Source organism: Pseudomonas sp. QD4, assembly GCF_049199125.1.
Classification (GTDB): Bacteria; Pseudomonadota; Gammaproteobacteria; order Pseudomonadales; family Pseudomonadaceae; genus Aquipseudomonas.
The window spans coordinates 987,144-1,009,412 of sequence record NZ_JBLZOM010000001.1 but is presented as its reverse complement, the minus strand read 5'-3'; the positions used below and the strand labels follow the sequence as shown (position 1 = coordinate 1,009,412).

The 22,269-nt window shown below is 63.9% G+C and carries 19 protein-coding genes and 1 pseudogene; 9 read left to right on the top strand and 11 right to left on the bottom strand.

The window, feature by feature from the left end:
* Positions 1-59 precede the first annotated feature (59 nt).
* The 3 genes from ACOZJV_RS04500 to ACOZJV_RS04490 all read right to left on the bottom strand — a co-directional run bounded on the left by ACOZJV_RS04500 (position 60) and on the right by ACOZJV_RS04490 (position 3,482).
* Entirely contained in the window at positions 60-1,526 is a 1,467-nt protein-coding gene (locus ACOZJV_RS04500; RefSeq protein ID WP_421546940.1) for an APC family permease, read from the bottom strand.
* Positions 1,527-1,945: 419 nt separating this feature from the next.
* Positions 1,946-2,506, bottom strand: coding sequence for a GNAT family N-acetyltransferase (locus tag ACOZJV_RS04495; RefSeq protein ID WP_201130821.1), 561 nt, complete (start codon positions 2,504-2,506; stop codon positions 1,946-1,948).
* A gap of 79 nt (positions 2,507-2,585) precedes the next feature.
* Complete coding sequence (locus ACOZJV_RS04490; protein WP_078472153.1) at positions 2,586-3,482, bottom strand: LysR family transcriptional regulator; 897 nt, start codon at positions 3,480-3,482, stop codon at positions 2,586-2,588.
* 127 nt (positions 3,483-3,609) lie between these two features.
* Here ACOZJV_RS04490 and ACOZJV_RS04485 point away from each other — a divergent pair, with 127 nt between their 5' ends.
* Positions 3,610-5,130 carry an MFS transporter gene (locus ACOZJV_RS04485; RefSeq protein WP_201130822.1) on the top strand — a complete coding sequence of 507 codons (1,521 nt, stop codon included), beginning with the start codon at positions 3,610-3,612 and terminating at the stop codon, positions 5,128-5,130.
* A gap of 12 nt (positions 5,131-5,142) precedes the next feature.
* Here ACOZJV_RS04485 and ACOZJV_RS04480 read toward each other — a convergent pair whose 3' ends face one another.
* Positions 5,143-6,396 (bottom strand): ferric reductase-like transmembrane domain-containing protein, encoded by a 1,254-nt coding sequence (locus tag ACOZJV_RS04480; RefSeq protein ID WP_421546939.1) that lies wholly within the window; start codon positions 6,394-6,396, stop codon positions 5,143-5,145.
* 273 nt (positions 6,397-6,669) lie between these two features.
* Here ACOZJV_RS04480 and glsB point away from each other — a divergent pair, with 273 nt between their 5' ends.
* Positions 6,670-7,578: a glutaminase B gene (glsB, locus tag ACOZJV_RS04475; protein ID WP_020298136.1), complete on the top strand. Its 909-nt coding sequence runs from the start codon at positions 6,670-6,672 to the stop codon at positions 7,576-7,578.
* Positions 7,579-7,656: 78 nt separating this feature from the next.
* Here the strand turns inward: glsB and ACOZJV_RS04470 are convergent, their stop codons facing one another.
* Complete coding sequence (locus tag ACOZJV_RS04470; RefSeq protein ID WP_201130824.1) at positions 7,657-8,124, bottom strand: LEA type 2 family protein; 468 nt, start codon at positions 8,122-8,124, stop codon at positions 7,657-7,659.
* 66 nt (positions 8,125-8,190) lie between these two features.
* A complete protein-coding gene (locus ACOZJV_RS04465) occupies positions 8,191-9,627 on the bottom strand; it encodes a nucleobase:cation symporter-2 family protein (protein WP_078472157.1) in 1,437 nt (478 codons plus the stop codon).
* Positions 9,628-9,879: 252 nt separating this feature from the next.
* On the opposite strand from ACOZJV_RS04465, the pseudogene ACOZJV_RS04460 reads away from it, so the two are divergent.
* The 7 genes and pseudogenes from ACOZJV_RS04460 to ACOZJV_RS04430 all read left to right on the top strand — a co-directional run.
* Positions 9,880-10,377: pseudogene (locus tag ACOZJV_RS04460) on the top strand (RNA polymerase sigma factor); the annotation flags it as partial.
* 40 nt (positions 10,378-10,417) lie between these two features.
* Positions 10,418-11,359: a FecR family protein gene (locus tag ACOZJV_RS04455; protein WP_421546938.1), complete on the top strand. Its 942-nt coding sequence runs from the start codon at positions 10,418-10,420 to the stop codon at positions 11,357-11,359.
* Positions 11,360-11,480: 121 nt separating this feature from the next.
* Positions 11,481-13,919, top strand: coding sequence for a TonB-dependent siderophore receptor (locus tag ACOZJV_RS04450; protein WP_078472160.1), 2,439 nt, complete (start codon positions 11,481-11,483; stop codon positions 13,917-13,919).
* A gap of 202 nt (positions 13,920-14,121) precedes the next feature.
* Positions 14,122-14,838: a helix-turn-helix transcriptional regulator gene (locus ACOZJV_RS04445; RefSeq protein WP_078472161.1), complete on the top strand. Its 717-nt coding sequence runs from the start codon at positions 14,122-14,124 to the stop codon at positions 14,836-14,838.
* A 52-nt stretch (positions 14,839-14,890) separates the two neighbouring features.
* The gene (locus ACOZJV_RS04440) at positions 14,891-15,232 is read left to right on the top strand and encodes a nuclear transport factor 2 family protein (protein WP_201130827.1); all 342 of its coding nucleotides are present in this window, start codon (positions 14,891-14,893) and stop codon (positions 15,230-15,232) included.
* Positions 15,233-15,302: 70 nt separating this feature from the next.
* Positions 15,303-16,412: a cell division protein ZapE gene (gene zapE, locus ACOZJV_RS04435; RefSeq protein WP_078472163.1), complete on the top strand. Its 1,110-nt coding sequence runs from the start codon at positions 15,303-15,305 to the stop codon at positions 16,410-16,412.
* Positions 16,413-16,455: 43 nt separating this feature from the next.
* The gene (locus ACOZJV_RS04430; RefSeq protein WP_078472164.1) at positions 16,456-17,037 is read left to right on the top strand and encodes a DinB family protein; all 582 of its coding nucleotides are present in this window, start codon (positions 16,456-16,458) and stop codon (positions 17,035-17,037) included.
* 9 nt (positions 17,038-17,046) lie between these two features.
* Here the strand turns inward: ACOZJV_RS04430 and ACOZJV_RS04425 are convergent, their stop codons facing one another.
* From ACOZJV_RS04425 to ACOZJV_RS04405, 5 genes are all read right to left on the bottom strand, one after another.
* A complete protein-coding gene (locus tag ACOZJV_RS04425) occupies positions 17,047-18,498 on the bottom strand; it encodes a heavy metal sensor histidine kinase (protein ID WP_421546937.1) in 1,452 nt (483 codons plus the stop codon).
* Positions 18,495-19,169 (bottom strand): heavy metal response regulator transcription factor, encoded by a 675-nt coding sequence (locus ACOZJV_RS04420; protein ID WP_078472166.1) that lies wholly within the window; start codon positions 19,167-19,169, stop codon positions 18,495-18,497. Before ACOZJV_RS04420 ends, ACOZJV_RS04425 begins: the two co-directional genes overlap by 4 nt.
* Before the next feature lie 376 nt (positions 19,170-19,545).
* A complete protein-coding gene (locus ACOZJV_RS04415; protein ID WP_078472167.1) occupies positions 19,546-19,767 on the bottom strand; it encodes a hypothetical protein in 222 nt (73 codons plus the stop codon).
* Between the two features lie 186 nt (positions 19,768-19,953).
* Positions 19,954-21,693 (bottom strand): phosphoethanolamine transferase CptA, encoded by a 1,740-nt coding sequence (locus ACOZJV_RS04410; RefSeq protein ID WP_201130830.1) that lies wholly within the window; start codon positions 21,691-21,693, stop codon positions 19,954-19,956.
* Positions 21,694-21,971: 278 nt separating this feature from the next.
* On the bottom strand, positions 21,972-22,157 hold the full coding sequence (locus ACOZJV_RS04405) for a DUF6026 family protein (protein WP_043229767.1): 186 nt from the start codon (positions 22,155-22,157) through the stop codon (positions 21,972-21,974).
* Between the last annotated feature and the right edge of the window lie 112 nt (positions 22,158-22,269).

Below are 22,269 nucleotides of genomic sequence, written 5' to 3'. Positions count from 1 at the left end.
GGCCAGTCATGGCCACCCGGGCAGGGAGCAGAGCGCTGTCGGCGACAGCGCGGGGGAAGTCAGTTGGTGGGTAGCGGGGCGCTGGGTGTGCGCAGGTAGGGCTTGGCCAGCAGCATGTACAGCAGGCCAAGCAGCGCCAGGCTGGAGAACACCAGGATCACCGCCCAGACCTGGAACCACGGAGCACCCGGTGGCGCCAGGGACTCCCGGGGCCAGGCGACGTTGATGGTTTCGAACACCAGCCAGACAAACGCCAGCAGGTTCACCGGCAGGCCCCAGCGTCCGAGACTGAACACCCCGGCCTCGGGTTTCCAGCGCCCGCGCAGGCGGGCAATCAGGGCGCAACTGATAACGATCAGGAACACCATGAAAAAGCCGCCGCTGCCAAAGGCGATCAGGGTACCGACGGCCGTGGCATTCAAGCCCAGAGCCAGACCGAAGCTGGCGAACAGGGTGCTGAAGACCATCGCGGCGAACGGCACCTTGCGCTTGTCCACCCGGCGCAGAGTGGCCGACGCCGGCAGGATCGAGTCCCGGGCCATGCCGAACACGGCGCGGCCAATGTAGGTCTGCACCGACACCACGCAGGCAATAAAGGCCACCAGCACCACGCCGACGAAGGGCCGCTCGGACCAGGCCCCAAAGGCGTCGACCACCGCCGGGGTTACCGGGTCGACCACGCTACCGGCGACCATGCCGGCGGTATCGGTAAACGACAGGGTGACGGCGAACGCGGTGAGCATCACTGTCAGCCCCACCAGGATCATCGAGCGCAGGATGGCCCGCGGGGTCGAGGTGCGGGCGTCGGCGGTCTCTTCGGAAACCTGGGAGCAGGCATCGAAGCCGAGAAAGGCCCAGCCGCCGACGGCCATCGCCGTGATAAAGCCACTGAAGTACGAACCATCGGCCGGGGCCGTGGCGCTCAGGCCTTCTAACAGCAGCGACCAGGAGTGGTTGCGGAAAAAGATCAACAACAACAGGCCGATACCGATGGAGGCAATGGCTTCGGCGATGATCCCCGCGTTGACGAAATATTTCAGCGGGTTGATGCCCAGCAGATTGACCCCCAGCCCGAGCAGCAGCAGGACTGCGCCGCTGGCCACCTGGGCGTTGGCTTCCGGTGCATGACCAGTGACGAACAGCCACAGCCAGAACCCGCCGAGGTAGGCCACGGTGGTCAGGGACGCCAGGGCCGACGCGAGGTACATGAAACCGGTGAACCAGGCCCAGCGATCGCCCGCCAGACGCTTGACCCACTGGTAACAACCACCAGCCAGCGGGTACTGCGAAGCCAGTTCGGCGTACACCAGGGCCACCAGAAGCTGCAGGGCCAGGCACAGCGGCACGATCCAGACCCAGGACGGGCCTGCACTCATGGCCCCCAGGGCCATCACCGAATAGATGCCGACCACCGGCGAGACCGTGGCAAAGCCTACGGAAAAGGACGACCAGAGCGACAGGCCACGGTGCAGCTCCTGGCGGTAGCCCTGGCGCTGAAGCAGGGTTTCATCATGGGAAGTGTTCATTGCGCACCTCGTGCGCACGGCGCAGCACGGGTACGGCGGCCACGGGTAGGGCGTCGAAATTGGGACATAGGGAGTTCCTGGAATCGGCAGATCAAATTGTTATTGGGGTGGCCTGTAGCTTTTGTTGTAGGCGGACCGACCTTGCCTGCCCTCGGATGAGGACAGGGCGAGCTTAAGCGCGGTAAACATCAAGATGAATACACATATTAGTAAGCTGACATTTGAGTTTGTTGATGTTTGCCGAGCTGGTGAGGCGAGCAGGGGCAATCGCATCCAAGGCGCCAGTGTCCGCAGAGAGAGACGACAAGCCGCCGCAGCTTGGGCCGCCGATTGCGGCTGTGGGGCCAGGGCGTTACGCCCGACGAACGCCGGGACAAAGGGCGCCAAGCGCCCGCTTTGAAGCCAAGCCCGGGTGCGGTTTACCTGAGGCGCTGCCACTCTTCGCGGGTGATTTCCCAGAGCTCCCTGGGGAGTCGCCCGGCGACGAAGTCCCCCTCGTCGCAGCTGATCAGGCGCATCCCGCTGCGTTCGGAAATCCGCCGTGAGCCCAGGTTGGGAGCCGCCTTGGGCGCCCGCAGCAGGGGGCGTTGCAGCACCTCGAACCAGTAGGCGGTGACCGCGGCGCTGGCTTCGCCCATATACCCCTGGCCCTGCCAGGCGGGAGCGAGCCAGAAGCCACGGTTGTTATCGGTTTCATCCATCAGGCTGACGTTGCCGATCAACTGTCCGGGCGCTGATTTCAGGCAGATTGCCCAATGCCACTCTTCACCCCGGGCCATGGCCGGCAGGGCCAGGTCTCGCAGGTAGCTCAGGGCACCATCGGCCGGGTAGGGCCAGGGCACCAGGGCGTTGAGATACCGCACCACCTGCCAGTGAGCAAACTGCGCTTGCACTGCCTCGGCGTCCGCCAGTTGCAGCGGCCGCAGGATCAGGCGATCGGTGTACAGGGTGGGGATCTCGACAGTGAGTGGGGTGTCCATCGGGGGCGCTGCTCCTGAGTCGGTCATGGCGCCGCCATATTCCAGCCTGAGCCGGTGCTGGGCAAGGATTTCCCGAGGATCAATCGCGCCCCAGGCGCAGGTGCTCGCCGAGAAAGTCGACGAACACCCGCAGCTTGGGCAGCAGGTGGCGGCTGCTGGGCCAGAGCACCGAAAATTTGCCGCTGTCGATCTGATAGTCATCCAGCACTGCCACCAGGCTGCCTTCGGCCAGGGCGCCGCGGACCACGAAATCCGGGACAAAGGCGATGCCCAGGCCCTGGCTGGCGGCAAAGATCAGCGACTCCAGGTTGTTGCTGGTCAAGGCGCTGCGCAGGCTCAGGGGCGGCTCGCCGGCGGGCAGGCGCAGGGTCCACTGCTGCAACTGGGTGGTTCCGGGGAATTTGTAGCGCAGGCAGGCGTGCTGCTCCAGATCCCGGGGGGACTGCGGCGTGCCGTGTTCGGCAAAGTACTGCGGAGCGCTGACCAGGACAAAGCCGAAGGGCCCGAGGGTGCGGGACTTGAGTTGCGAGTCGGCCAGCTCGCCGCTGCGGATCACCGCGTCGACGCCCTCGGCGATCACATCGATCAAGCGGTCGTTGAAGTCCAGGTCGAGTTCGATCTGCGGGTAGCGCCGGGTGAACTCCGGAAGAATCGGCAACAGCATGCGATAGCCGATGGCGGGCAGGCTGACCCGCAACTTGCCGCGCGGAGTGTCGCTGATCCGCGCCAGTTCGGCTTCGGCTTCTTCCACCTCGCCGACGATGCGCTGGCAACGCTCGAAAAACAGCGTGCCTTCGTCGGTCAGGCTGATGCGCCGGGTGCTGCGATTGAGCAGCCGCACACCGAGCTTGTGCTCCAGCCGCGCCAGGCTTTTGCCGACCGCCGAGGCGGAAATTCCCAGGCGTTCGGCGGCGCCCACCAGGCTGCCGCTTTCCACCGTGCGGACGAATGCCAGCAGGCCGTTCAGATTGTCCATGGGGACCTCGATTAGAGCGTTTATGTCCGCAAGCCAAGGACTTTAGCCCTGTTTTTTGCTGATTGCGGCGAATCTATCATCCAAACCCACCCCTGTCCGCTGTGGCTTTTGCCTGTTCGAGGTCCTGATGAACCCTGAAATCGATCTGCCCGCCGCCTTCCAGGCCGCTACCCCTGCCAGCCGTGCCTATGGCGTGCTGGCGGCGGTGTGCCTGGCGGCGCTGATACTGCCCCTGACCTTTGTCGGCGTGGCCGTGGCCACCCCGGCCATTGCCCGCGAGCTGGGTGGCAGCCCCATGGCCCTGAGTTGGGTGACCAACGCCTTTATGCTGACCTTCGGCAGTGCGCTGATGGCCGCCGGGACCCTGGCCGACGAGTACGGCCGCAAGCGGGTGTTCAGCCTGGGTGTCGGCCTGTTTGCCCTGACGTCCCTGGTGCTGGCCTTTGCCCCGTCGGTGCTGTGGCTCGATGGCCTGCGGGCGTTGCAAGGGCTGGCGGGCGCTGCAGCCCTGGCCGGCGGTTCGGCGGCCCTGGCCCAGGAGTTCGAAGGCCGCGCCCGCACCCGTGCCTTCAGCCTGCTGGGCACCACCTTTGGCGTCGGCCTGGCATTCGGGCCGCTCCTGGCCGGGGTGCTGATCGAGCACTACGGCTGGCGCGCGATCTTTATCAGCGGCACCTTGATTGGCGGGCTGTCGCTGCTGTTTGGCGTGCCGCGCATGCACGAATCCCGTGACCCGGACGCTGCCGGTGTCGATTGGCCCGGCACCCTGAGTTTTACCGCAGCGCTGGTGCTGTTTACCTGGGGCGTGCTGCAGGCGCCGCAAAGTGGCTGGGGCAGCGTGCTGGTGCAAAGCCTGCTGTGGGGCTCGTTGCTGGCGCTGCTGGGGTTTGTCGCGATCGAGTCGCGGGTTCAGCGGCCGATGCTGGATCTGTCGCTGTTTCGCTACCCGCGTTTTGTCGGGGTGCAGGTGTTGCCGATCGCCACCTGCTATTGCTTTGTGGTGCTGCTGATTCTGCTGCCGATCCGCTTTATCGGGGTTGAAGGCTACAGCGAGATCGAGGCCGGGCTGATGATGATGGCCCTGTCGGCGCCGATGCTGGTGGTGCCGTTGCTGGCGGCGTGGCTGACGCGCTGGGTCAGTAGTCGCGTGCTGTGCAGCGCCGGCCTGCTGATTGCCGCCTTCGGCCTGTATCTGCTGAGCCGGGTAGGCGTGGGGCAGCCCACGGCCAACGTGCTGCCGATGCTGTTGATTGGCCTTGGGGCGGGTTTGCCCTGGGGCCTGATGGATGGCTTGTCGGTCAGTGTGGTGCCCAAGGAGCGTGCCGGGATGGCCACCGGCATCTTCAGCACCACCCGGGTGGCGGGTGAGGGCATTGCCCTGGCCCTGGTGGTGGCATTGCTGGCCGGGCTGCTGCAGCACTCCCTCGGCGCGGCGCTGGTGGACGCCGCGCAGATTCCCCTGGCCGCGCAGCAACTGGCCAACGGCAACCTGCAGGCCAGCAGTGCGCTGCTGCCGGAGGTCGGGCGCGGTGCCCTGTTGCAGCTGTATGTGGAGGCCTTCGGCCAATTGCTGCGGGTGCTGATCGGCATCACCCTGGTCTCGGCCGTGGCGGTGTGGCTGGCCCTGCGCGAGCCGGCTCGTCCTTGAGCGCGGGAGGTTTCAGCGGAACTCGAACAGCTCGTAATGCAGATTGCCCTCGGGGATCGCCTGTTCGCGCATCAGCTCGCGGACGCGCTCCAGCAAGCCCTTGGGCCCGCAAAAGCTGATCTGGATCTGTTGTGGGTCGGTTTGCGCTACGGCGTGCTTGAAGGTCTCGGACAGTTGATCGACCCCGCCATCCTGACCAACAAAGCGCACGCCGCGTTGCTCGGCCATGCTTTGCAACTGTTCGGCAGTGGGAAACGCGCGTGAGGGATTGAAGCAATACACCAGGGTCGTGTTATCCAGGCGTTCGCTGGCATCGTCTTGCAGCCAGGAGATAAACGGCGAGATGCCAACCCCGCCCGCGACCCAGATTTCCCGTGGTGCATCGACCTGGCGCTTGAACTGTCCATAAGGCGCATAGACATCCGCGAGCATGCTGACCTTGACCTGGTCGCGCAGCTTTTGCGTGTAGTCGCCCAGGGCGCGGATCACGAACTCGATACGCCCATCGCTGGCATGGGCGCTGGCAATGGTGAACGGATGGGGCTCGCGCAGGCCCTTTTCCTTGAGCGCAAGAAAGGCGAACTGCCCGGCCTTGAACGCAAAGCCGTGCTGCACAGGCGTCAGCTCCAGGTGCAGGGAGTGTTTGTGCGCCGACACGGCGCTCACGGTGTATTCGCCGGCCTTGGCCAGCACCGGGTAGAGCAACAGCTTGTACAACGCACCGAGCAGCCCCAGGCCGCAAAGCAATGTCAGCCACAGGCCCGATGGGTTGTTCAGGGCAATCGGCGATTTGAAGCTCAGCCAATGCAGGATGACGATCACGAACAGCGGGCCGGAGAGCTTGTGCCACCAGCGCCACAAGCGATAGGGAATATTGCGGTTCAACGCCAGCAGCACAATCAGGCCCAGGGCCACATAACTGAGCTGGCGCACCAGGCGCGTCCAGTACTTGGGCCACTCGATGATGGGCACGCTGTTCCACAGGTCTAGGTTGGCCTTGAACACAAAGTGGTAGCTGGCAAACACCAGCGCCCAGATCCCCAGCCACTTATGCGCTTCATACACCCGGTCGAGGCCACCGAACAGCCACTCGACCCAGCGCCAGCGGCTGGCCAGCAGGCACGAGGTGGCCATGTACGCCAGCGCCGAGGCCCCGAGAATCAGGCTCAGGCTGGCGGAGGTGAGCCAAGTGCTGCTGGGGATTTCGATCAGGACGGTGATGCTGGTGATCAGCAAAATACCAAGGATGCAATGCCAGGGTTTCAACGCGCTTCGCCTCTGTAGACACCGGTTTTCCGGCGATGGTGCCGCTGCGCCGGGTGCACTCATCGACTGGCCAGCATCGGCGAGCAGCCGCTGTAAGCGGTCGAGGGCACGGTTGTGGCAACGGTTTTTACGGTCACGCAGCCTACTCGCATCGCGCCAGGGGGGAGGTGACCTGTGTCAGGTGTGGGCCGTAACTGTGCTGCGCGGCGGTTGTCGGGCGTCTAGCAAGCACAGCCCCGCAGCGGTTCGGGGCCAGAGATTGCGAGCCTGACGATGCAAGCGCTGTTGAACGAAATCCTCGACCAAGTTCGGCCACTGATTGGCCAGGGGAAAGTCGCCAATTACATCCCGGCCCTGGCCGACGTGCCGGCCAACCAGCTGGGGATTGCCGTGTATGGCAACGACGGCCAGGTGTTCAGCGCCGGCGATGCCGACACGCCGTTTTCGGTGCAGAGCATTTCCAAGGTGTTCAGCCTGGTGCAGGCCATCGGTCATTCCGGCGAGGCGATCTGGGAGCGGCTGGGGCATGAACCTTCGGGGCAGCCGTTCAATTCCCTGGTGCAGCTGGAGTTCGAGCGTGGGCGCCCGCGCAACCCGTTTATCAACGCCGGGGCACTGGTGATCTGCGACATCAACCAGTCACGGTTTGCCGCGCCGGCCCTGTCGATGCGTGATTTCGTGCGGCGTCTGTCGGGCAACCTGCAGGTGATGGTCGACGGCAAGGTGGCCGACTCCGAGTACCAGCACCGCGCCCGCAATGCGGCCATGGCCTACCTGATGCAGTCCTTCGGCAACTTCCACAACGATGTCGAGGCGGTGCTGCGCAGCTACTTCAGCCATTGCGCGCTGCGCATGAGCTGCGTCGACCTGGCCCGGGCGTTCTGTTTCCTGGCCAACGACGGCTTTTGCAAGCACAGCGGCGAGGCCATCCTCACCGCGCGCCAGACCCAGCAGGTGAACTCGATCATGGCCACCAGCGGCCTGTATGACGAGGCCGGCAACTTTGCCTATCGCGTCGGCCTGCCGGGCAAGAGCGGGGTGGGCGGCGGCATAGTCGCCGTGGTGCCGGGGCAATTCACCGTGTGCGTGTGGTCCCCGGAACTCAACGCCGCCGGCAACTCCCTGGTCGGCATGGCGGCCCTGGAACTGCTGAGCCAGCGCATCGGCTGGTCAGTGTTCTGATCCCGTAGCCGCTGCCGAGGCATGCGGCTGCGCTGGCCAGAGTGAACACTGAAGAGTGCCTATTGAAAACAGGTTGCCTCACCAGGTGCCATTGGCGGCATTGGGCAGGCTCAGGGTGCCGTGGTCGACAAAACGCAGGGTGCCGAACAGGCCGCCGGCCAGTTTGCCGCGCAGGGTGTAGGGCAGGTTGTCGACATTCTGGTTCTGGCTCAGGCCCAATGTCTGGCGCAGCACGGAAAACGCCGAGACGCTGACCGGCACCACCAGCACCTCTTCCGAGAAGCGCCCAATGCTGCCGTGCTGGTCACTGACCCCCGAGGCCAGGGGCCGGCCGTTGACGTCCAGGTCCAGGGCCACGCCGTTGTAGTCGATCGCGGTTTCGTTGGGGTTCTGCAGGCGCAGCTTGACCGCGAAACGCATCTCCAGATCCTGGCTGGGCAGGGGCTCGATGCCCACCACATTGATGTTCAGCGGGTCGCGATTGGGGAACAGGGCACAGGCGCTCAGGCTGAGCAGCACCAGGGACAAAGCGATCAATCTGCGCATGGGGTACCCGTCAGGTTGGAGGACATACAGGGGGCGGTCGCCCCCCGCTGTAGACGTCCGCTGACCTCAGGAGTTCGCTTTGGCGCTCATGTCCGGGTCCTGCATGACCTTGAGGGTTGCCGCCTCGGGGTCGAACTCGTCTTCTTCCAGTTCCATGAACTCTTCCGGCAGGAAGATATTCAGGAAAATGGCGCAGAAGGCGCCCACGGTGATCGGCGATTCAAAGATGTTGTGCAGCGCCTTGGGCAGCTCGCGCAACACTTCCGGCACCGCCGCCACGCCCAGGCCCATGCCCAGGGAAATCGCCACGATCAGCACGTTGCGCCGATGCAGGCCGGCTTCCGCGAGGATCTTGATCCCGGCCACCGCCACGGTGCCGAACATGATCAGAGTGGCGCCGCCGAGCACCGGCTTGGGCATCAGTTGCAGCACCGCGCCGATCATCGGGAACAGCCCGAGCAGCACCAGCAGCCCGGCAATAAAGTAGGCCACGTAGCGGCTGGCCACACCGGTCAGTTGGATCACCCCGTTGTTCTGGGCAAAGGTCACCATTGGCAGGCTGTTGAACACCGCCGCCACCATCGAGTTGAAGCCGTCAGCCAGCAGCCCGGACTTGATGCGCTTGATGTACAGCGGACCCTTGACCGGCTGTTGGGAAATCATCGAGTTGGCGGTCAGGTCGCCGGCCGCCTCCAGCGGCGAAATCAGGAAGATCACTGCCAGCGGGATAAAGGCGATCAGGTCGAACGAGAAGCCGTACTTGAACGGCACCGGCACGCTGACCAGGGGCACGTCGGGCAGGCTGGCCATGTCGACCCGGCCCAGCATCCAGGCGACGACGAAGCCCAGGGTCAGGCCGATCACGATCGAGCCCAGGCGCAGCATCGGGTGGTTGAAGCGGTTGAGGATGACGATGGTCAGCAGCACCAGTGCCGCCAGCCCCAGGTTGCTGGCCGCGCCCAGGTCCGGCGCGCCGAAGCCGCCGGCCATGTCGGTGACCGCGACCTTGATCAGTGACAGGCCCATCAGGGTGATGATGGTGCCGGTGACCACCGGGGTGATCAGCTTGCGCAGCTTGCCGATGAACTGGCTGAGGAACATCTCGATAAAGGCCGCGCAGAAGCAGATGCCGAAGATGGTCGAGAGAATCTCTTCATTGCTGCCGCCACGGCCCTTGACCATGAAACCGGCGCTGAGCAGCACGCTGATAAAGGAAAAACTGGTGCCCTGCACGCACAGCAACCCGGAGCCGATAGGGCCCAGGCGCCGGGCCTGGACAAAGGTACCCAGGCCGGAGACGAACAGCGCCATGCTGATCAGGTAGGGGGTTTCTTCGTGCAGGCCGAGCACTCCGCCGAAAATCAGGGTCGGGCTGATGATGCCGACAAAACTGGCCAGCACATGCTGCAACGCGGCGAAGATGGCCGCGCTGAAATGCGGGCGGTCGTCCAGGCCATAGATCAGGTCGGACTTGTAGCGAGGGATGCGATCAGGTGCGGTCATGAAAAGGCCTGCCAATGGCGTGTCGGTACAGGGGGCACACGCCGGAAAGTGGACGGGACTTGGTTTGCGAAAGGATTGCGCCAGGCAAAACCTGCGAACCGGTCAGAAAAAGGAGGCGCAGGATGCCAGAAAGGCGCCGCAGTCAGAAGCGTAAATAGCGGCAAAGGCGCAACTTCGAAAGGATACGAAAGATACTGTTTCTCATTTGCCGTTATGGAATAATCCGGCCCCCGAACCCCGGACCGCCCCTCGATGCTGCCCACGCCCAGCCTGCTGCTGAGTTTTCAGGAGCACTACGACGACCTGCTGAAGTTTCTCACCCGGCGCATGAGTGATCGCCAGCGTGCGGCCGATGTCGCCCAGGAAACCTACCTCAAGCTGCTCAAGGTCGATCAGACGGTGGCGGTGCACAACGACCGCAGCTTTATCTTTCGCGTGGCCGGCAACCTGGCCATTGACACCTTGCGCCGTGAGCAGCGCCTGGCGGCCAATCACAGTGACGGTCAGGAGCATGCCGAGGCCGTCGACCCGGCGCCGGCGCCCGAGGCGGTGCTGCTGGCCAAGGAGCGTCTGGCGCTGCTCGACGACGCCCTGCAATTGCTCTCGGCCAATGCCCGGCAGGCCTTGCTGCTCAACCGTATCGAGGGCCTGACCCAGGCCCAGATCGCAGTTCGGCTGGGCGTTTCCGAGAGCATGGTGGCAAAATACATCGGCCAGGCCCTGCGCCATTGCCGCGACTGGCTCAAGCAAAATCATGCATGATCCTTCTCCCTCAGCCGCCGACCTGCCCATGACCCAGTCCCCGATTCCCGAGCCTGACGACAGCCTCGAAGACGCCGCCGTCGACTGGCTGGTGCTGCTCAACTCGGGCCAGGCCAGCGCTGCCCAGCGCATGGCCTATCAGCAATGGCGCCTGATCAGCCCGGCCCACGCCGCGGCCGCCGACGAGGCGCAGCAACTGTGGGCCGACCTCGGCATGACCGCGGCGGCGAGCGAGCTGCGGGCCCAGGCTCAAGTGCCACGACGGCCACGGCGTTGGTGGCCGGCCCTGGCGGCTTCGGTGCTGGTCGCCGTTGCCGGGGGCACCGGCTGGCAACAGTGGCCGGCCTTGAGCGCCGACTACCACACCAGTGTCGGCCAGCAGCAGACCCTGACCCTGGACGATGGCTCCACAGTCACCCTCAACAGTGCCAGTGCCTTGTCGGTGGCCTACACGGCCAGCGAGCGCAAGGTCATCCTGCGGGCCGGCGAGGCACTGTTCGAGCCGGCACCCGACCGGCAGCGGCCGTTTGTGGTGAGCGCCGGCGACGAGCGCCTGCAAGGCACCGACAGCAGTTTCAGTGTGCGCCGCGACGGTGGCGACCTGACGGTGGTGGTCAGAAGTGGCCAGGTGCAGTTCAGCGGCGACCATCAGCCAATGCTGTTGCAGGCCGATCAGCGCCTGCAGCACCGAGCCGGCCAGCCCCTGCTGGCCCAGCAGAAGGTGGATGCCGCCAGCCTCACGGCCTGGCAGCGCGGCAAGCTGATCTTCAATGGCCGGCCGCTGGGGGAGGTGATTGGCGAGTTGGAGCGCTATCAGCATGGGCGGATCGTGATTTCCGATGCGCAACTGGCGGCTCTGCCGGTCAGCGGGGTATTTGATCTGAACGACCCGCAAGGGCTGCTGCGCACCCTCGAACAGCGCTACCCGCTGAAGGTCACGTACCTGCCATGGCTGGCGGTCCTGCACTGATTTGAATTTTTTTCGCTGGGCCGTTGCAAGTTCCGGTTGGCGAAATCGTCGTAGTGAGAGCGAGAAGAAAATCATTCTCATTGACGTATTCAAACGGGGCGGGAAAACAGTCGTGAAAGGTATGTTCAAGCAGTCGACACAGGTCCGGGCCAAGGCCCTGGTGCGCCGTACACTCCTGGCTCAGGCCATCATTGCCGGGCTGTGCAGCCCGCTGCTGGTTCAGGCCCAGGACGCCGTCGCCCCCAGCCATAGCGCCGAAGAGCGCCGGGTCAACCTGGCATTGCCCGCCCAAGCCCTGGACCAGGCCCTGACCGGCTTTGCCGACCAGGCCGGGTTGCGCCTCTTGTACACCACCGCCGATGTCGAGGGCCTGCAAGCCGAGGCGTTGAATGGCGAACTGAGCGTGGCCCAGGCCCTGCAACGCCTGCTGGCCGGCAGCGGCATGAGCTGGGCGTTCAGCGACCCGCGCACGGTGATCCTGCGCCGCGCCACGGCGCCGGCAGCGAGCCTCAACCTCAAGCCGATCCAGGTCAGCGTCGCCTCGCGCACCAGCACCGCCATCAGTGAAATACCCGGCACCGTATGGGTGGTCGACCAGACCCAACTGCGCGAACAATTGCAGACCGGGGTCAGCCTCAAGGAAGCCATCGGCAAGCTGGTGCCGGGCCTCGACCTGGCGCCCGAGGGACGCACCAACTACGGCCAGAACATGCGCGGGCGCAACGTGCTGGTGATGATCGACGGTGTCAGCCAGAACAGCTCCCGTGGGCTGTCCCGGCAGTTCGACAGCATTTCTCCGTTCAACGTCGAGCGGGTGGAAGTGCTCTCCGGCGCCAGCGCCATCTACGGTGGCGGCGCCACCGGCGGCATCATCAATATCGTGACCAAGAAGGGCGAGGCCGGGGCGGCGCAGTTTGAAACCCAGGTCGGGGCCAGCAGCGGCTTCAACAACAGCGATGACCTGTCGACCCGTATCGCGCAGTCGGTCAGCGGTGGCAACGAGCGCATCAACGGCCGGTTGGCGGTCGCCGCCGAACAGAACGAGGCGTTCTACGACGGTTCCGGCAACCAGATCTTCATCGACAACACCCAGACCGACCTGCAATACAACCGCACCGTCGACCTGATGGGCAGCCTGGCGCTGCAATTCAACGAGGCCCAGGGCCTTGACCTGCTGGCCCAGTACTACGACTCCGGCAACCATGGCGGCACCGGTATCTACTTTCCCAACCTCAGCTACCAGAAGCCTTCGGACCTGGAGGACGCGCAATTGCGCGGCGGCTACTCCACCGATCTGCAGCCGCGCACCAAGCGCCTGCTGCTCAATGCCAGCTACCACTACGACGATGTGCTGGGCGGTCAGGACTTCTACCTGCAAGGCTCCTACCGCAAGGAAGACGACAACTTCTACCCGTTCCCCTATTACAACGCGGCCAACCCCACGGGCTCCAAGGGCGTGTATTTTGCTGCCTCGCAGCAGAACTTCGAGGTCAGCAGCCTCAAGGCCCTGCTGGTCAAGGAGTGGAGCGCGTTCAAGCTGACCTATGGCGTGGACCTGGACCGCGAGCGTTTCAACGCCGAGCAGAGCGTGTTCAACTCCCAGACCTCGTCCGCCACCGGTGGCCTCGACCTCGATACCTTGAGCAAGGCGCCGCGCTATCCCAGCTACCGGGTTGACGGGCTCTCCGGCTATGCCCAGCTGGACTGGCACGCCACGGACAACCTGACGGTGTCCGGCGGTGCGCGGCGGCAGAAAATGGATGTGGATGTCGGCCAGTTCAAGAACGTGCCGGGCGGCAGCAATGACTATGAAGTGAGCCTGTACAACATCGGGGCCATCTACGATTTCAAGAATGGGCATCAGACCTGGATCAACTACGGCGAGGGTTTCGATCTGCCGGACCCGGCCAAGTTCTACGGCAAGCCGGGCTTGAGCGTCGACGACAATCCCCTGGCCGGGATCAAGAGCCGCCAGGTGGAAACCGGCTGGCGTTATTCGGACAGCGACTGGGATGCCCAGGCGGCGCTGTACTACATCTGGTCGGATAAGGTCATCACCACCGACAGCGCCACCCTGACCATTGATGTGATCGACCAGAAGAGCCGCGACTACGGGTTTGAAGGCGCCTTGACCCGCCACTTCGCCAGCGGCTGGGAGGCTGGCAGCACCCTGCACCTGGTGCGTTCGGAAGAAGAGGACAAGAACGGCGACTGGATCAAGCGAGATGCGCGCTATGCCTCGTTGTCCAAGTCCACGGCGTTCGTGGGCTGGAAGGGCGACCGCAGCAGCGCCCGCCTGCAAGGCAACCACGCATTCACCCTCAAGGACGACGCCGACCACACCATCAACGGCTACACCACCTTCGACCTGCTGGGCAGTCATGACACCGGCTTCGGCACCTTCAGCGCCGGGATCCAGAACCTGTTGGACAAGCAATACAGCACGGTCTGGGGCCAGCGCGCGACACTGTTCTACTCACCGGCCTACGGCCCGGCGTACCTCTATGACTACCAGGGCCGAGGCCGCACCTACACCCTCGGGTGGTCAATGGCGTATTAACCCCTGTCGCCGCTGCCGCAGGCTGCGCTGGCCCCCATCAACACCGCAAACTCCCGTCGGTCAGGGCCAGCGCAGCCTCGTGCCTCGGCAGCGGCTACAGGGTGGATACCGCGCATCTCCAGCAACAGGCCGGCGGCTCCTGACAGTTTCTGACAGGGGCCTCTGCTAAGCTGCGCGGCTCTTTTGTGTGGAGGCTGCTGCGGTGTCGCGAACCAGTCGTTTACTTACCCTGCTGCAAGTCCTGCGTGGCAAGAGCCGTCCGGTGACGGCCGCAGTCCTGGCGCGGGAGCTGGAAGTCTCCGAGCGCACCTTGTACCGCGATATCGCCGAGCTGACGGCCCTGGGCGCCCCGGTGTATGGCGAGGCGGGCATCGGTTATGTGCTGCGCAGCGGCTTGTTCCTGCCGCCGTTGATGCTCAATGCCGACGAGACCGAAGCCATTGTGCTGGGCCTGCGGTATGTCGATCAGCGCGGCGATGATGTGCTGGGCAAGGCCGCCGCCAATGCCCTGGCCAAGATTGCCGCCGTCTTGACCCCGGCGGCCCAGGAGGCCTTGCGCAACCCCACGGTCATGCCCGGGCCGTCGGCCTGCGCCTACCCGGAAAACGTGGTGCCGCTGGATGTGTTTCGCCAGGCCATTCGCGAACAGGCCAAACTGCATCTGGACTACGCCGACGCCAAGCAGGTCTCCAGCCAGCGGCTGATCTGGCCCCTGGCCCTGGGGTTTATGAACGAGGCGCGGGTGATAGTCGCCTGGTGTGAGTTGCGCGGGGCTTATCGGACCTTTCGCACCGACCGCATCCTCGCGGTCAGCGCTCGGGGAGAGGTCTACCCTGGTCGGCGCAGTGACCTGTTGCGCACCTGGCGCACGCTGATGCAGCTGGATGAACACGGGCGCTTCACTCCTGACAAGAACTGACGCAGGGGGCCATTAGCATGGCGCCTGACTTCACTCACAAGGAGCTTCACGCATGCCCAGCACCGCCCCCGTACTCGCCCCGGCGATCGCTGCCTACATCGCCGCCGCCAACGCCCGCGACAGTTCGGCAGTGACCAGTTTCTTCGCCGAGGACGCGACGGTATTCGATGAAGGCCGGCAGCGTGTCGGCACCCAGGACATCGCCCACTGGATGGCCGACTGCGCCCAGCGTTACCAGCCGCGCCTGCAAGTGCAGGCGGTGCAGCAGCGCACCGGCAAGGTGCTGCTCGACAACCTGGTCTGGGGTGCGTTTCCCGGCAGCCCGCTGGTGTTGCGCTACGTGTTCCGGCTCGATCCCCAGGGCAAGATCTGCCGCCTGGACATCTCCCTCTAGACGCAGCCCGGCAGTGGCAGGCGCCAGCGGCGTGGCATACTGCGCGCTCTTTGCCCGGATCGTTCGCCCCATGCCTTTTGATTCCCCCCTCAGCGCCTATCAGCATGCCCTGGAGCAAGGATTTGTCGCCGACCCGGCGCAATTGCGCGCGGTGCAGGCCCTGGAACAGTGCCACCAGGCCCTGCACCAGGGCCAGGCGCCGATTACCGGGGTGTACCTATGGGGGCCGGTGGGGCGCGGCAAGACCTGGCTGATGGACCAGTTCTACCAGAGCCTCAGGGTGCCGGCGCGGCGTCAGCATTTTCACCACTTCATGGGCTGGGTCCACCAGCGCTCATTCCAGCTGACCGGCACCGCCGACCCTTTGCAGGCGCTGGCCCGGGAACTCAGCGCCGAGGTGCGGGTGCTGTGTTTTGACGAGTTGTTTGTCAACGACATCGGTGATGCGATCATCCTCGGGCGTCTGTTCCAGGTGATGTTCGATGAAGGCGTGGTGGTGGTCTGCACCTCCAACCAACCGCCCGCCCAGCTGTATGCCGATGGCTTCAACCGCGAGCGTTTCCTGCCGGCGATCCAGTCGATCGAGCAGCATATGCAGGTGGTTTCGGTGGATGGTGATGAAGACCATCGCCTGCACCCGGGCACCGGCCTGCAACGCTACTGGGTCACGGCGGCAGGCGAGCCCAGTGCCCTGGGGCCGGTGTTCGAGCAGTTGAGCGCGGGGCAGGCGGTATCCAGCGCGGTGCTGGCGGTGGGGCATCGCAACGTCACGGTGCTCAAGGTCAGTGAAACCGTGCTCTGGTGTCGCTTTGCCGACCTTTGCGAGGCGCCGTTCGCGGCCATGGACTTCATGGCGCTGTGCGACCGCTTCAGTGCCATTCTGCTCAGCGAAGTGCCCAACCTCAGCGCCCAGCAGCGTCCGGGACGCATCGCCCGAGGCACCGAGGATGGCGCGCAGCGGGTTGATGCCGGGGACCGCCAGTTGCCCCAGCTGTCGGTGCACGACGACAGCGTGCGGCGCTTTATCGCCCTGGTGGACGAGTGTTATGACCGCAAGGTGCCGCTGTACCTCGAGGCCCAGGTCCCGCTGGAGCAGCTGTATACCGAGGGTTACCTGGAGTTTGCCTTCCGTCGTACCTTGAGCCGCTTGCAGGAAATGCAGTTGCAGCGTTTTTGCTGAAGATCCCGCTCCTGGATCTGCCATTGCTCCGTGAGGTGTTGCCGTGAACCAGCCCTTGTCCCACCACTTGTCGACCATGGCCTACCAGAACGCCTGGGCCAACCACCGCCTGGCCAAGGCCTGGGGCCAGTTGAGCGCGGCCGAACTGGTCGCGCCGCGCAGCAGCTTTTTCCCCAGCTTGAGGGCCACCCTCAATCACATCCTGACCTGCGACTGGTTCTACGTGGATGCCCTTGAACGGGAGCTTCGCGGCGAGCCGCCACGGGTCGATTGCTATGTGTTTTTCGACGTCGACGAGCCCTGTGTCGAGGCCGGTGAACTGCGCCAGGCACAATCCACCGTCGACCAGCGGCTGCTGGCGTACTGCGCGCAACTGCGGGACGCCGATCTGGGGCGCAGGGTGACCATCGCTCGGGAGACGCCACAGCACGACAGCCGCTTGCGCATGCTCAGCCATCTGTTCGAGCACCAGATCCACCATCGCGGCCAGGTGCACGCCATGCTCAGCGAAACCCGGGTCGCGCCGCCGCAACTGGACGAGTTTTTCTGCGCCGGTGAGGCCGGGTTGCGTGCTGCGGACTTTGCCGAGCTGGGCTGGACCGAAGCACTGATCTGGGGCGACTAAGCGCTCGATTCAGCTCCCGGTCAGCGGGCGACGCCGGAACACCAGGCGGAACTCGGTCAGGCCGTCGGGCTGGCTGCTGACGTCGGTCTGGCCCTGATGCAGGTTCATGATCGAACGCACAATCGCCAGGCCCAGCCCGGTGCCGCCTTCGGCTCGGGAGCGGCTGCTGTCGACTCGGTAGAAGCGCTCGAACAGGTGCGGCAGGTGCGCTTGCGCAATCCCGGCCCCGGAGTTGCTCACCGTCAGCGCTACGCCTGCGGCCAGCTCCTCCACCTGCAGCGAGATGGCGGCCTGCCGCGGTCCATGGCGGATGGCGTTGGACAGCAGATTGGAAATGGCGCGCTGGATCATCAACCGGTCGCCGTGTACCCAGCCGCTGCCGGACAGGCTCAGAGCCTGGTGTTTTTCCTCGGCGCTGAGGGCGAACAGCTCCATGACCCGGCGCGCCTCTTCCTCCAGGGCAACAGGTTGGAAACTGACCTGGGAAGCCGGGTGGCTGACCTGGGCCAGGAACAGCATGTCGCTGACGATCCGGGTGACCCGTTCCAGCTCCTCAAGGCTCGACTCCAGCACCTGCTTGTACTGCTCCGGCGGGCGCTCGCGGGACAAGGTGACCTGGGCCTTGCCCATCAGGTTGGTGATGGGCGAGCGCAGTTCGTGGGCCAGGTCATCGGAGAATTGCGCGAGCTGCTGCACGCCGCCGTCCAGGCGGTGCAGCATGAAATTGATGCTATGGGCCAGTTCCGCCAACTCCCGCGGCAGGTTGTCCTGGGACAGGCGGTGGGTCAGGTCCTGGGTAGTGATCTGCGCCGCCACCCGGCTGAATTGCTGGAGCGGCAGCAGCCCGCGTTGCACCAGCCACCAGGCGCCGATACCGATCAGCAACAGCAGCAACGGCAGGATGATCACGGTCGAGCGCAGGTAGGCGCTGAGCAAGGCCTGGTCATTTTGCCGATCCAGCGACAGCACCACTCGCACCTGTTCGCCACTGCCCAGGGGCAGCAGGCGCGAGGCGCTGAGCAGGGGCCGGCCGCGGCTGTCCGCCCAATCCAGAAATGCCGGGCTGTCGGCGCCGCTCAAGGCGGCGGGCAACGGCTCCAGGGGCTGGCTGCCGATGTCGAGCAGGGGCGGCGCCTGGCGATCGACGGCGAGAATCCGCAAGTGCAGGTTGTCGTGGCCCATGACCAGGTCGAGCAGGGAATGGGGGCGGGCGGCGATGTCCGCGGTCTTGAGGTCGCTGGTCAGGCTGTGCTGGATCTGGGCCAGCTTGTTGTCCAGGCTTTCCCGGGCGAGTTTGCCCAGTTCGTGGGTCAGCGCGAGGTAGGCCAGGGTCGCCAGCAAGAGCACCAGGCCGGCGCCCATCAGGCTCACGGTCAGCCCCAGGCGCATCGACAGGCTGCTGGGTTGCCTCGCCGGCATCGGCATCGGCAACGGTCCGGCCTTGCCGGCCCCTGGCCTCATTGGCGCACCTCCAGCACATAGCCGACACCGCGAATGGTGTGGATCAGCTTGATGTCGCTGGCATCGTCGATCTTGGCCCGCAGGCGGCTGATGGAGACCTCGACCACGTTGGTGTCGCAATCGAAGTTCATGTCCCAGACCTGGGAGATGATCTGGGTCCGGGTCAGCACTTCGCCGGCCTGACGCATCAGAACATGCAACAGCGTGAATTCCTTGGTGGTCAGGTCGATTCTGCGGTTGCCGCGGTAGGCTCTGTGGCGCCGTGGATCAAGTTCCAGATCGGCCACTCGGAATACGTCCACCGCCGTCAATTGTTCATTGCGCCGCAGCAACGTACGAACTCGGGCCAGCAACTCGGGGAACTCGAAAGGTTTGACCAGGTAATCATCGGCGCCCAAGTCCAGGCCTCGGACTTTATCCGCCAGGCGTCCGCGGGCGGTTAACATGATGACCCGCGTACTGTGTTCACGGCGCATAAGTTCCAGCACTTGCCAACCATCTTTGTGTGGCAGGTTGACGTCGAGAATCACCAATTGATAATCCTGCTGATCAATCAAGTGCAAGCCATCCTGGCCATTCGCCGCACAATCGACGACATAGCCACTTTCCGTCAGGCCCTGTTGTAGATAGTCAGCGGTTTTTGGTTCGTCTTCGACAACCAGGATGCGCATCAATAGTTCCTCGTATGACTCAAGTTGAATATGAGCGGTGTAGAAAAAAGCCGTGGCCAGCCCTTGATTACTCCGCGCAGGAGCTTCGGGCGGCAGGTTGGCCTGGGTTTGGGTGGGCGGATGATGAAGCCTGTAGCTGCTTTAGGGTCAAGAGAGGAATGGCTCTGAATCAACGGTTTGCGTGAGGCTTGGCGAGGCGGGGGGGCGCCTGCTGTTGTATCAAGGCGTGTCTGTTTGCAGGCACCGACAATCGGTTGGTGAAGGCCAATGGTTAATTCCGGGGGGAACGGTGTGGATATAGCAATAATGAAGGGCGTGAGTGACATCCAACAAGAAAGGCGCCCGGTCAGGCGCCCATTGCTTTAACGGTGTGAACTTAAGCGTCCGGGGTGTGTGCGGAAGTTTTATCGGCTGAAGATTCAATAGTGTTCTTTGGGGTTTCGCTGGAGGCGGTGGTTTCAACCGTGCCGTGAGTCTGTTGCTGGCTCACGCGGAAGTTCTCCCAGAACTGTTGCGAGCGTTCCGAACCATCTTCGGCAAAGGCACTGGCCGAGCCAAGCGTTATCAAAGTGGTCAGAATAAAAGTTGAACGTTTCATGCGTTGTTTCCCATTAACAATGTTCGCTGCCCGCCTTATCTCTGGATAAGTGCTGATAGGGGCGGAGTGTGTGCGAAGTTTATTAAATGGGAGTTAACGCCGGCATGAGCCGTTGATTACATATTCGTAATCTTTGCCCGAGGGCGATACAAGACGACTCGTGGGAGTCGTCTTGTTGGGGGAGGGTTACTGCTGGACCACTTGCGTGGTGCGCGGCTTGGGTTTCATCAGGCTGAAGTCGATCAAAGCCTTGGACTGGCGCTCGAAAGGGTTGCCGATCAGCAGCGGCCGCGGCTTGAAGCTGTCGCTGACCAGGCTCTTGCTGCGGTCCAGTTCGTCGGCGCTGAGGCCGGCCAGGTCGGCCCAGGTGTGAATCAGCTGCGAGCTGCTGTAGGGGCGACCCAGGTCGCCGGCAAAGCTCCAGTCGTGGGTTTCCCGCCATTTCGGCGAGGCCCAGGCCATGAACGGGATGGTGTACATCGGCGCGGTCGGCTTGCTTTCGTTGCGCCCCAGGGTGTTGTGGCCGGCGGAGTCGAAGACGTCTTCGCCATGGTCGGACAGGTACAGCAGGAAGCCGTTGGGATCGGTCTTGGCGTAGTCCTTGATCAGGCTGGACACCACGAAGTCGTTGTACAGCACGGCATTGTCATAGCTGTTATAGGTCGGCACCTGGTCGTCGCGCACGCCGGCGGGCACGCCCTGGCGGTCGGTGAACTTGTCGAAGGTTGGCGGGTAGCGGTACTGGTAGCTCATGTGGGTGCCGAGCAGGTGCACCACGATGAATTTGCGCGGGGCTTTGTCGGCCAGGGCCTTGTTGAAGGGCTCGAGCACATCGCCGTCATACTGGCGGGCGTTCTGGTTGCGGTTGTTGTTCAGGTACACCTGCTCGTCGGCCTGCTCGGAGAACGTGGTGAGCATGGTGTTGCGCTTGGTCATGGTCTGCTGGTTGGTGATCCAGTAGGTCTTGTAGCCAGCCTGTTTCATCACGCTGACCACCGACGGCGTGGTCAGGTACAGCTCGGGATTCTCTTCGTCGGCGAAGGTCAGCACCTGTTGCAAGGCTTCAATAGTGTATGGCCGAGGCGTGATCACGTTGTCGAACACCGCCAGCTGATCCTTGAGCTTGTCCAGCTCCGGAGTGGTCTGGCGCGGGTAGCCGTAGAGACTCATGCGTTGGCGGTTGGTCGATTCGCCGATGACCAGCACCAGGGTCGCAGGCAGGTCGGCCGAGGCGTCCTTCAGGTTTTTCAGTGGCGCGATCTTGCTTGCGCTGGCCAGCATGCCTTGCATGTTGTCCAGTTGTTCCAGGTAGCGGCGATAGGCAACCACCATCTGCCACGGCACGGCGGGCTCGATGCGGGTTTCGAATCGCTCCAGGCCGCCGCGCAGGCTGTCGGAACGGGCGATCTGCTTGACCAGCGGGTAGCCGACCACCGCCACCAGCAGCGCCGTGGTCGCGACCAGGGCCCGGCCACGGGGCATGTACACCGGGCGCAAGCGGGTCCAGAGGAAAATGGAGAACGCGGTGTGGGCGATAAAGGCGAGGACGATCCACCAGGCAAAGTATTGCGTCATGTACTCGCCGGCTTCCGACGGGTTGGACTCGAACATGATGAAAATGACGCTTTGCGAGAATTCCTGCTGATAGATGAAGAAGTAGCCGAGGCTGGCCATGGAGCAGGCCCACAACACGATACCGATCAGGGCGGCGAGCAGGCGGGTGCGTGCGGGGAACAGCAGCACCGGCGCCAGCCAGATCGAGCTCATTATGAAAGCCTGGCGGAAGCCGGCGAAACCGGAGGTGTCGGTCAGCAGGATCAGCAGTTGGGTGATGCCGGAAAAGTACCAGAAGAACAGGAAGAGCCAACCCAGACCGGCCCAATCGAAACCTTTCGCAGACGTGTCGCCGCGTTTAAACAATGCCATGGAGCGCTCCAACCGGTTAATCACTGCTATCGCGGACACGCAGGAGCGGTCCGTGAGCCAGGGCGGCTCTGAACCGAGCGGCCACAATGGCCGGAGTATCACCACTCAGGTGTGAAAAGTTTGTGAGCTGAAAGCGCGCCGCGTTCCGATGAACGGTGAGGATGGAACGGCTGATGAGGGGGTTGCAGTCATTGCCGGCATCATCCCCGCAAGGGATGACGCCGGCGATGTGGCGCAGAGGGCTGCGTCAGGTTGAATGCTGGGTCCGCTGGCGGGACTCAGTTCGGCGAGGGTGCGTGCAGGCTGGTGATCTGGGCGGTCTGGCCCTGGCCTTGAAGCAATAGACGCAGTTGCGAGAGTTCCTGCTGCAGTTGATCGCGTTCTGCTTTCAATTGACGCAATTCATCACGACGGATCGTGACATACAGGGTTTGTGCAGGTCGTGCCGGTAGTACTGTGCCCATTGCTCACCTCGCAAATGGCGTGTCTCAACTGTGTGTGTACCGCTCGGTTTCGAGGGTCAAAACACTATCGGCGCCGATTTTGATTTCTTTTGCCGGCAAAGGGAACTTTTTT

Coding starts and splice junctions, on each gene's coding strand:
- ACOZJV_RS04415 (WP_078472167.1), bottom strand. CDS start 19,767: ATGAAACGTTCAACTTTTATTCTGACCACTTTGATAACGCTTGGCTCG.
- ACOZJV_RS04410 (WP_201130830.1), bottom strand. CDS start 21,693: ATGGCATTGTTTAAACGCGGCGACACGTCTGCGAAAGGTTTCGATTGG.
- glsB (WP_020298136.1), top strand. CDS start 6,670: ATGCAAGCGCTGTTGAACGAAATCCTCGACCAAGTTCGGCCACTGATT.
- ACOZJV_RS04425 (WP_421546937.1), bottom strand. CDS start 18,498: ATGAGGCCAGGGGCCGGCAAGGCCGGACCGTTGCCGATGCCGATGCCG.
- ACOZJV_RS04405 (WP_043229767.1), bottom strand. CDS start 22,157: ATGGGCACAGTACTACCGGCACGACCTGCACAAACCCTGTATGTCACG.
- ACOZJV_RS04455 (WP_421546938.1), top strand. CDS start 10,418: ATGACCCAGTCCCCGATTCCCGAGCCTGACGACAGCCTCGAAGACGCC.
- ACOZJV_RS04495 (WP_201130821.1), bottom strand. CDS start 2,506: ATGGACACCCCACTCACTGTCGAGATCCCCACCCTGTACACCGATCGC.
- ACOZJV_RS04450 (WP_078472160.1), top strand. CDS start 11,481: ATGTTCAAGCAGTCGACACAGGTCCGGGCCAAGGCCCTGGTGCGCCGT.
- ACOZJV_RS04485 (WP_201130822.1), top strand. CDS start 3,610: ATGAACCCTGAAATCGATCTGCCCGCCGCCTTCCAGGCCGCTACCCCT.
- ACOZJV_RS04420 (WP_078472166.1), bottom strand. CDS start 19,169: ATGCGCATCCTGGTTGTCGAAGACGAACCAAAAACCGCTGACTATCTA.
- ACOZJV_RS04490 (WP_078472153.1), bottom strand. CDS start 3,482: ATGGACAATCTGAACGGCCTGCTGGCATTCGTCCGCACGGTGGAAAGC.
- ACOZJV_RS04500 (WP_421546940.1), bottom strand. CDS start 1,526: ATGAACACTTCCCATGATGAAACCCTGCTTCAGCGCCAGGGCTACCGC.
- zapE (WP_078472163.1), top strand. CDS start 15,303: ATGCCTTTTGATTCCCCCCTCAGCGCCTATCAGCATGCCCTGGAGCAA.
- ACOZJV_RS04465 (WP_078472157.1), bottom strand. CDS start 9,627: ATGACCGCACCTGATCGCATCCCTCGCTACAAGTCCGACCTGATCTAT.
- ACOZJV_RS04470 (WP_201130824.1), bottom strand. CDS start 8,124: ATGCGCAGATTGATCGCTTTGTCCCTGGTGCTGCTCAGCCTGAGCGCC.
- ACOZJV_RS04440 (WP_201130827.1), top strand. CDS start 14,891: ATGCCCAGCACCGCCCCCGTACTCGCCCCGGCGATCGCTGCCTACATC.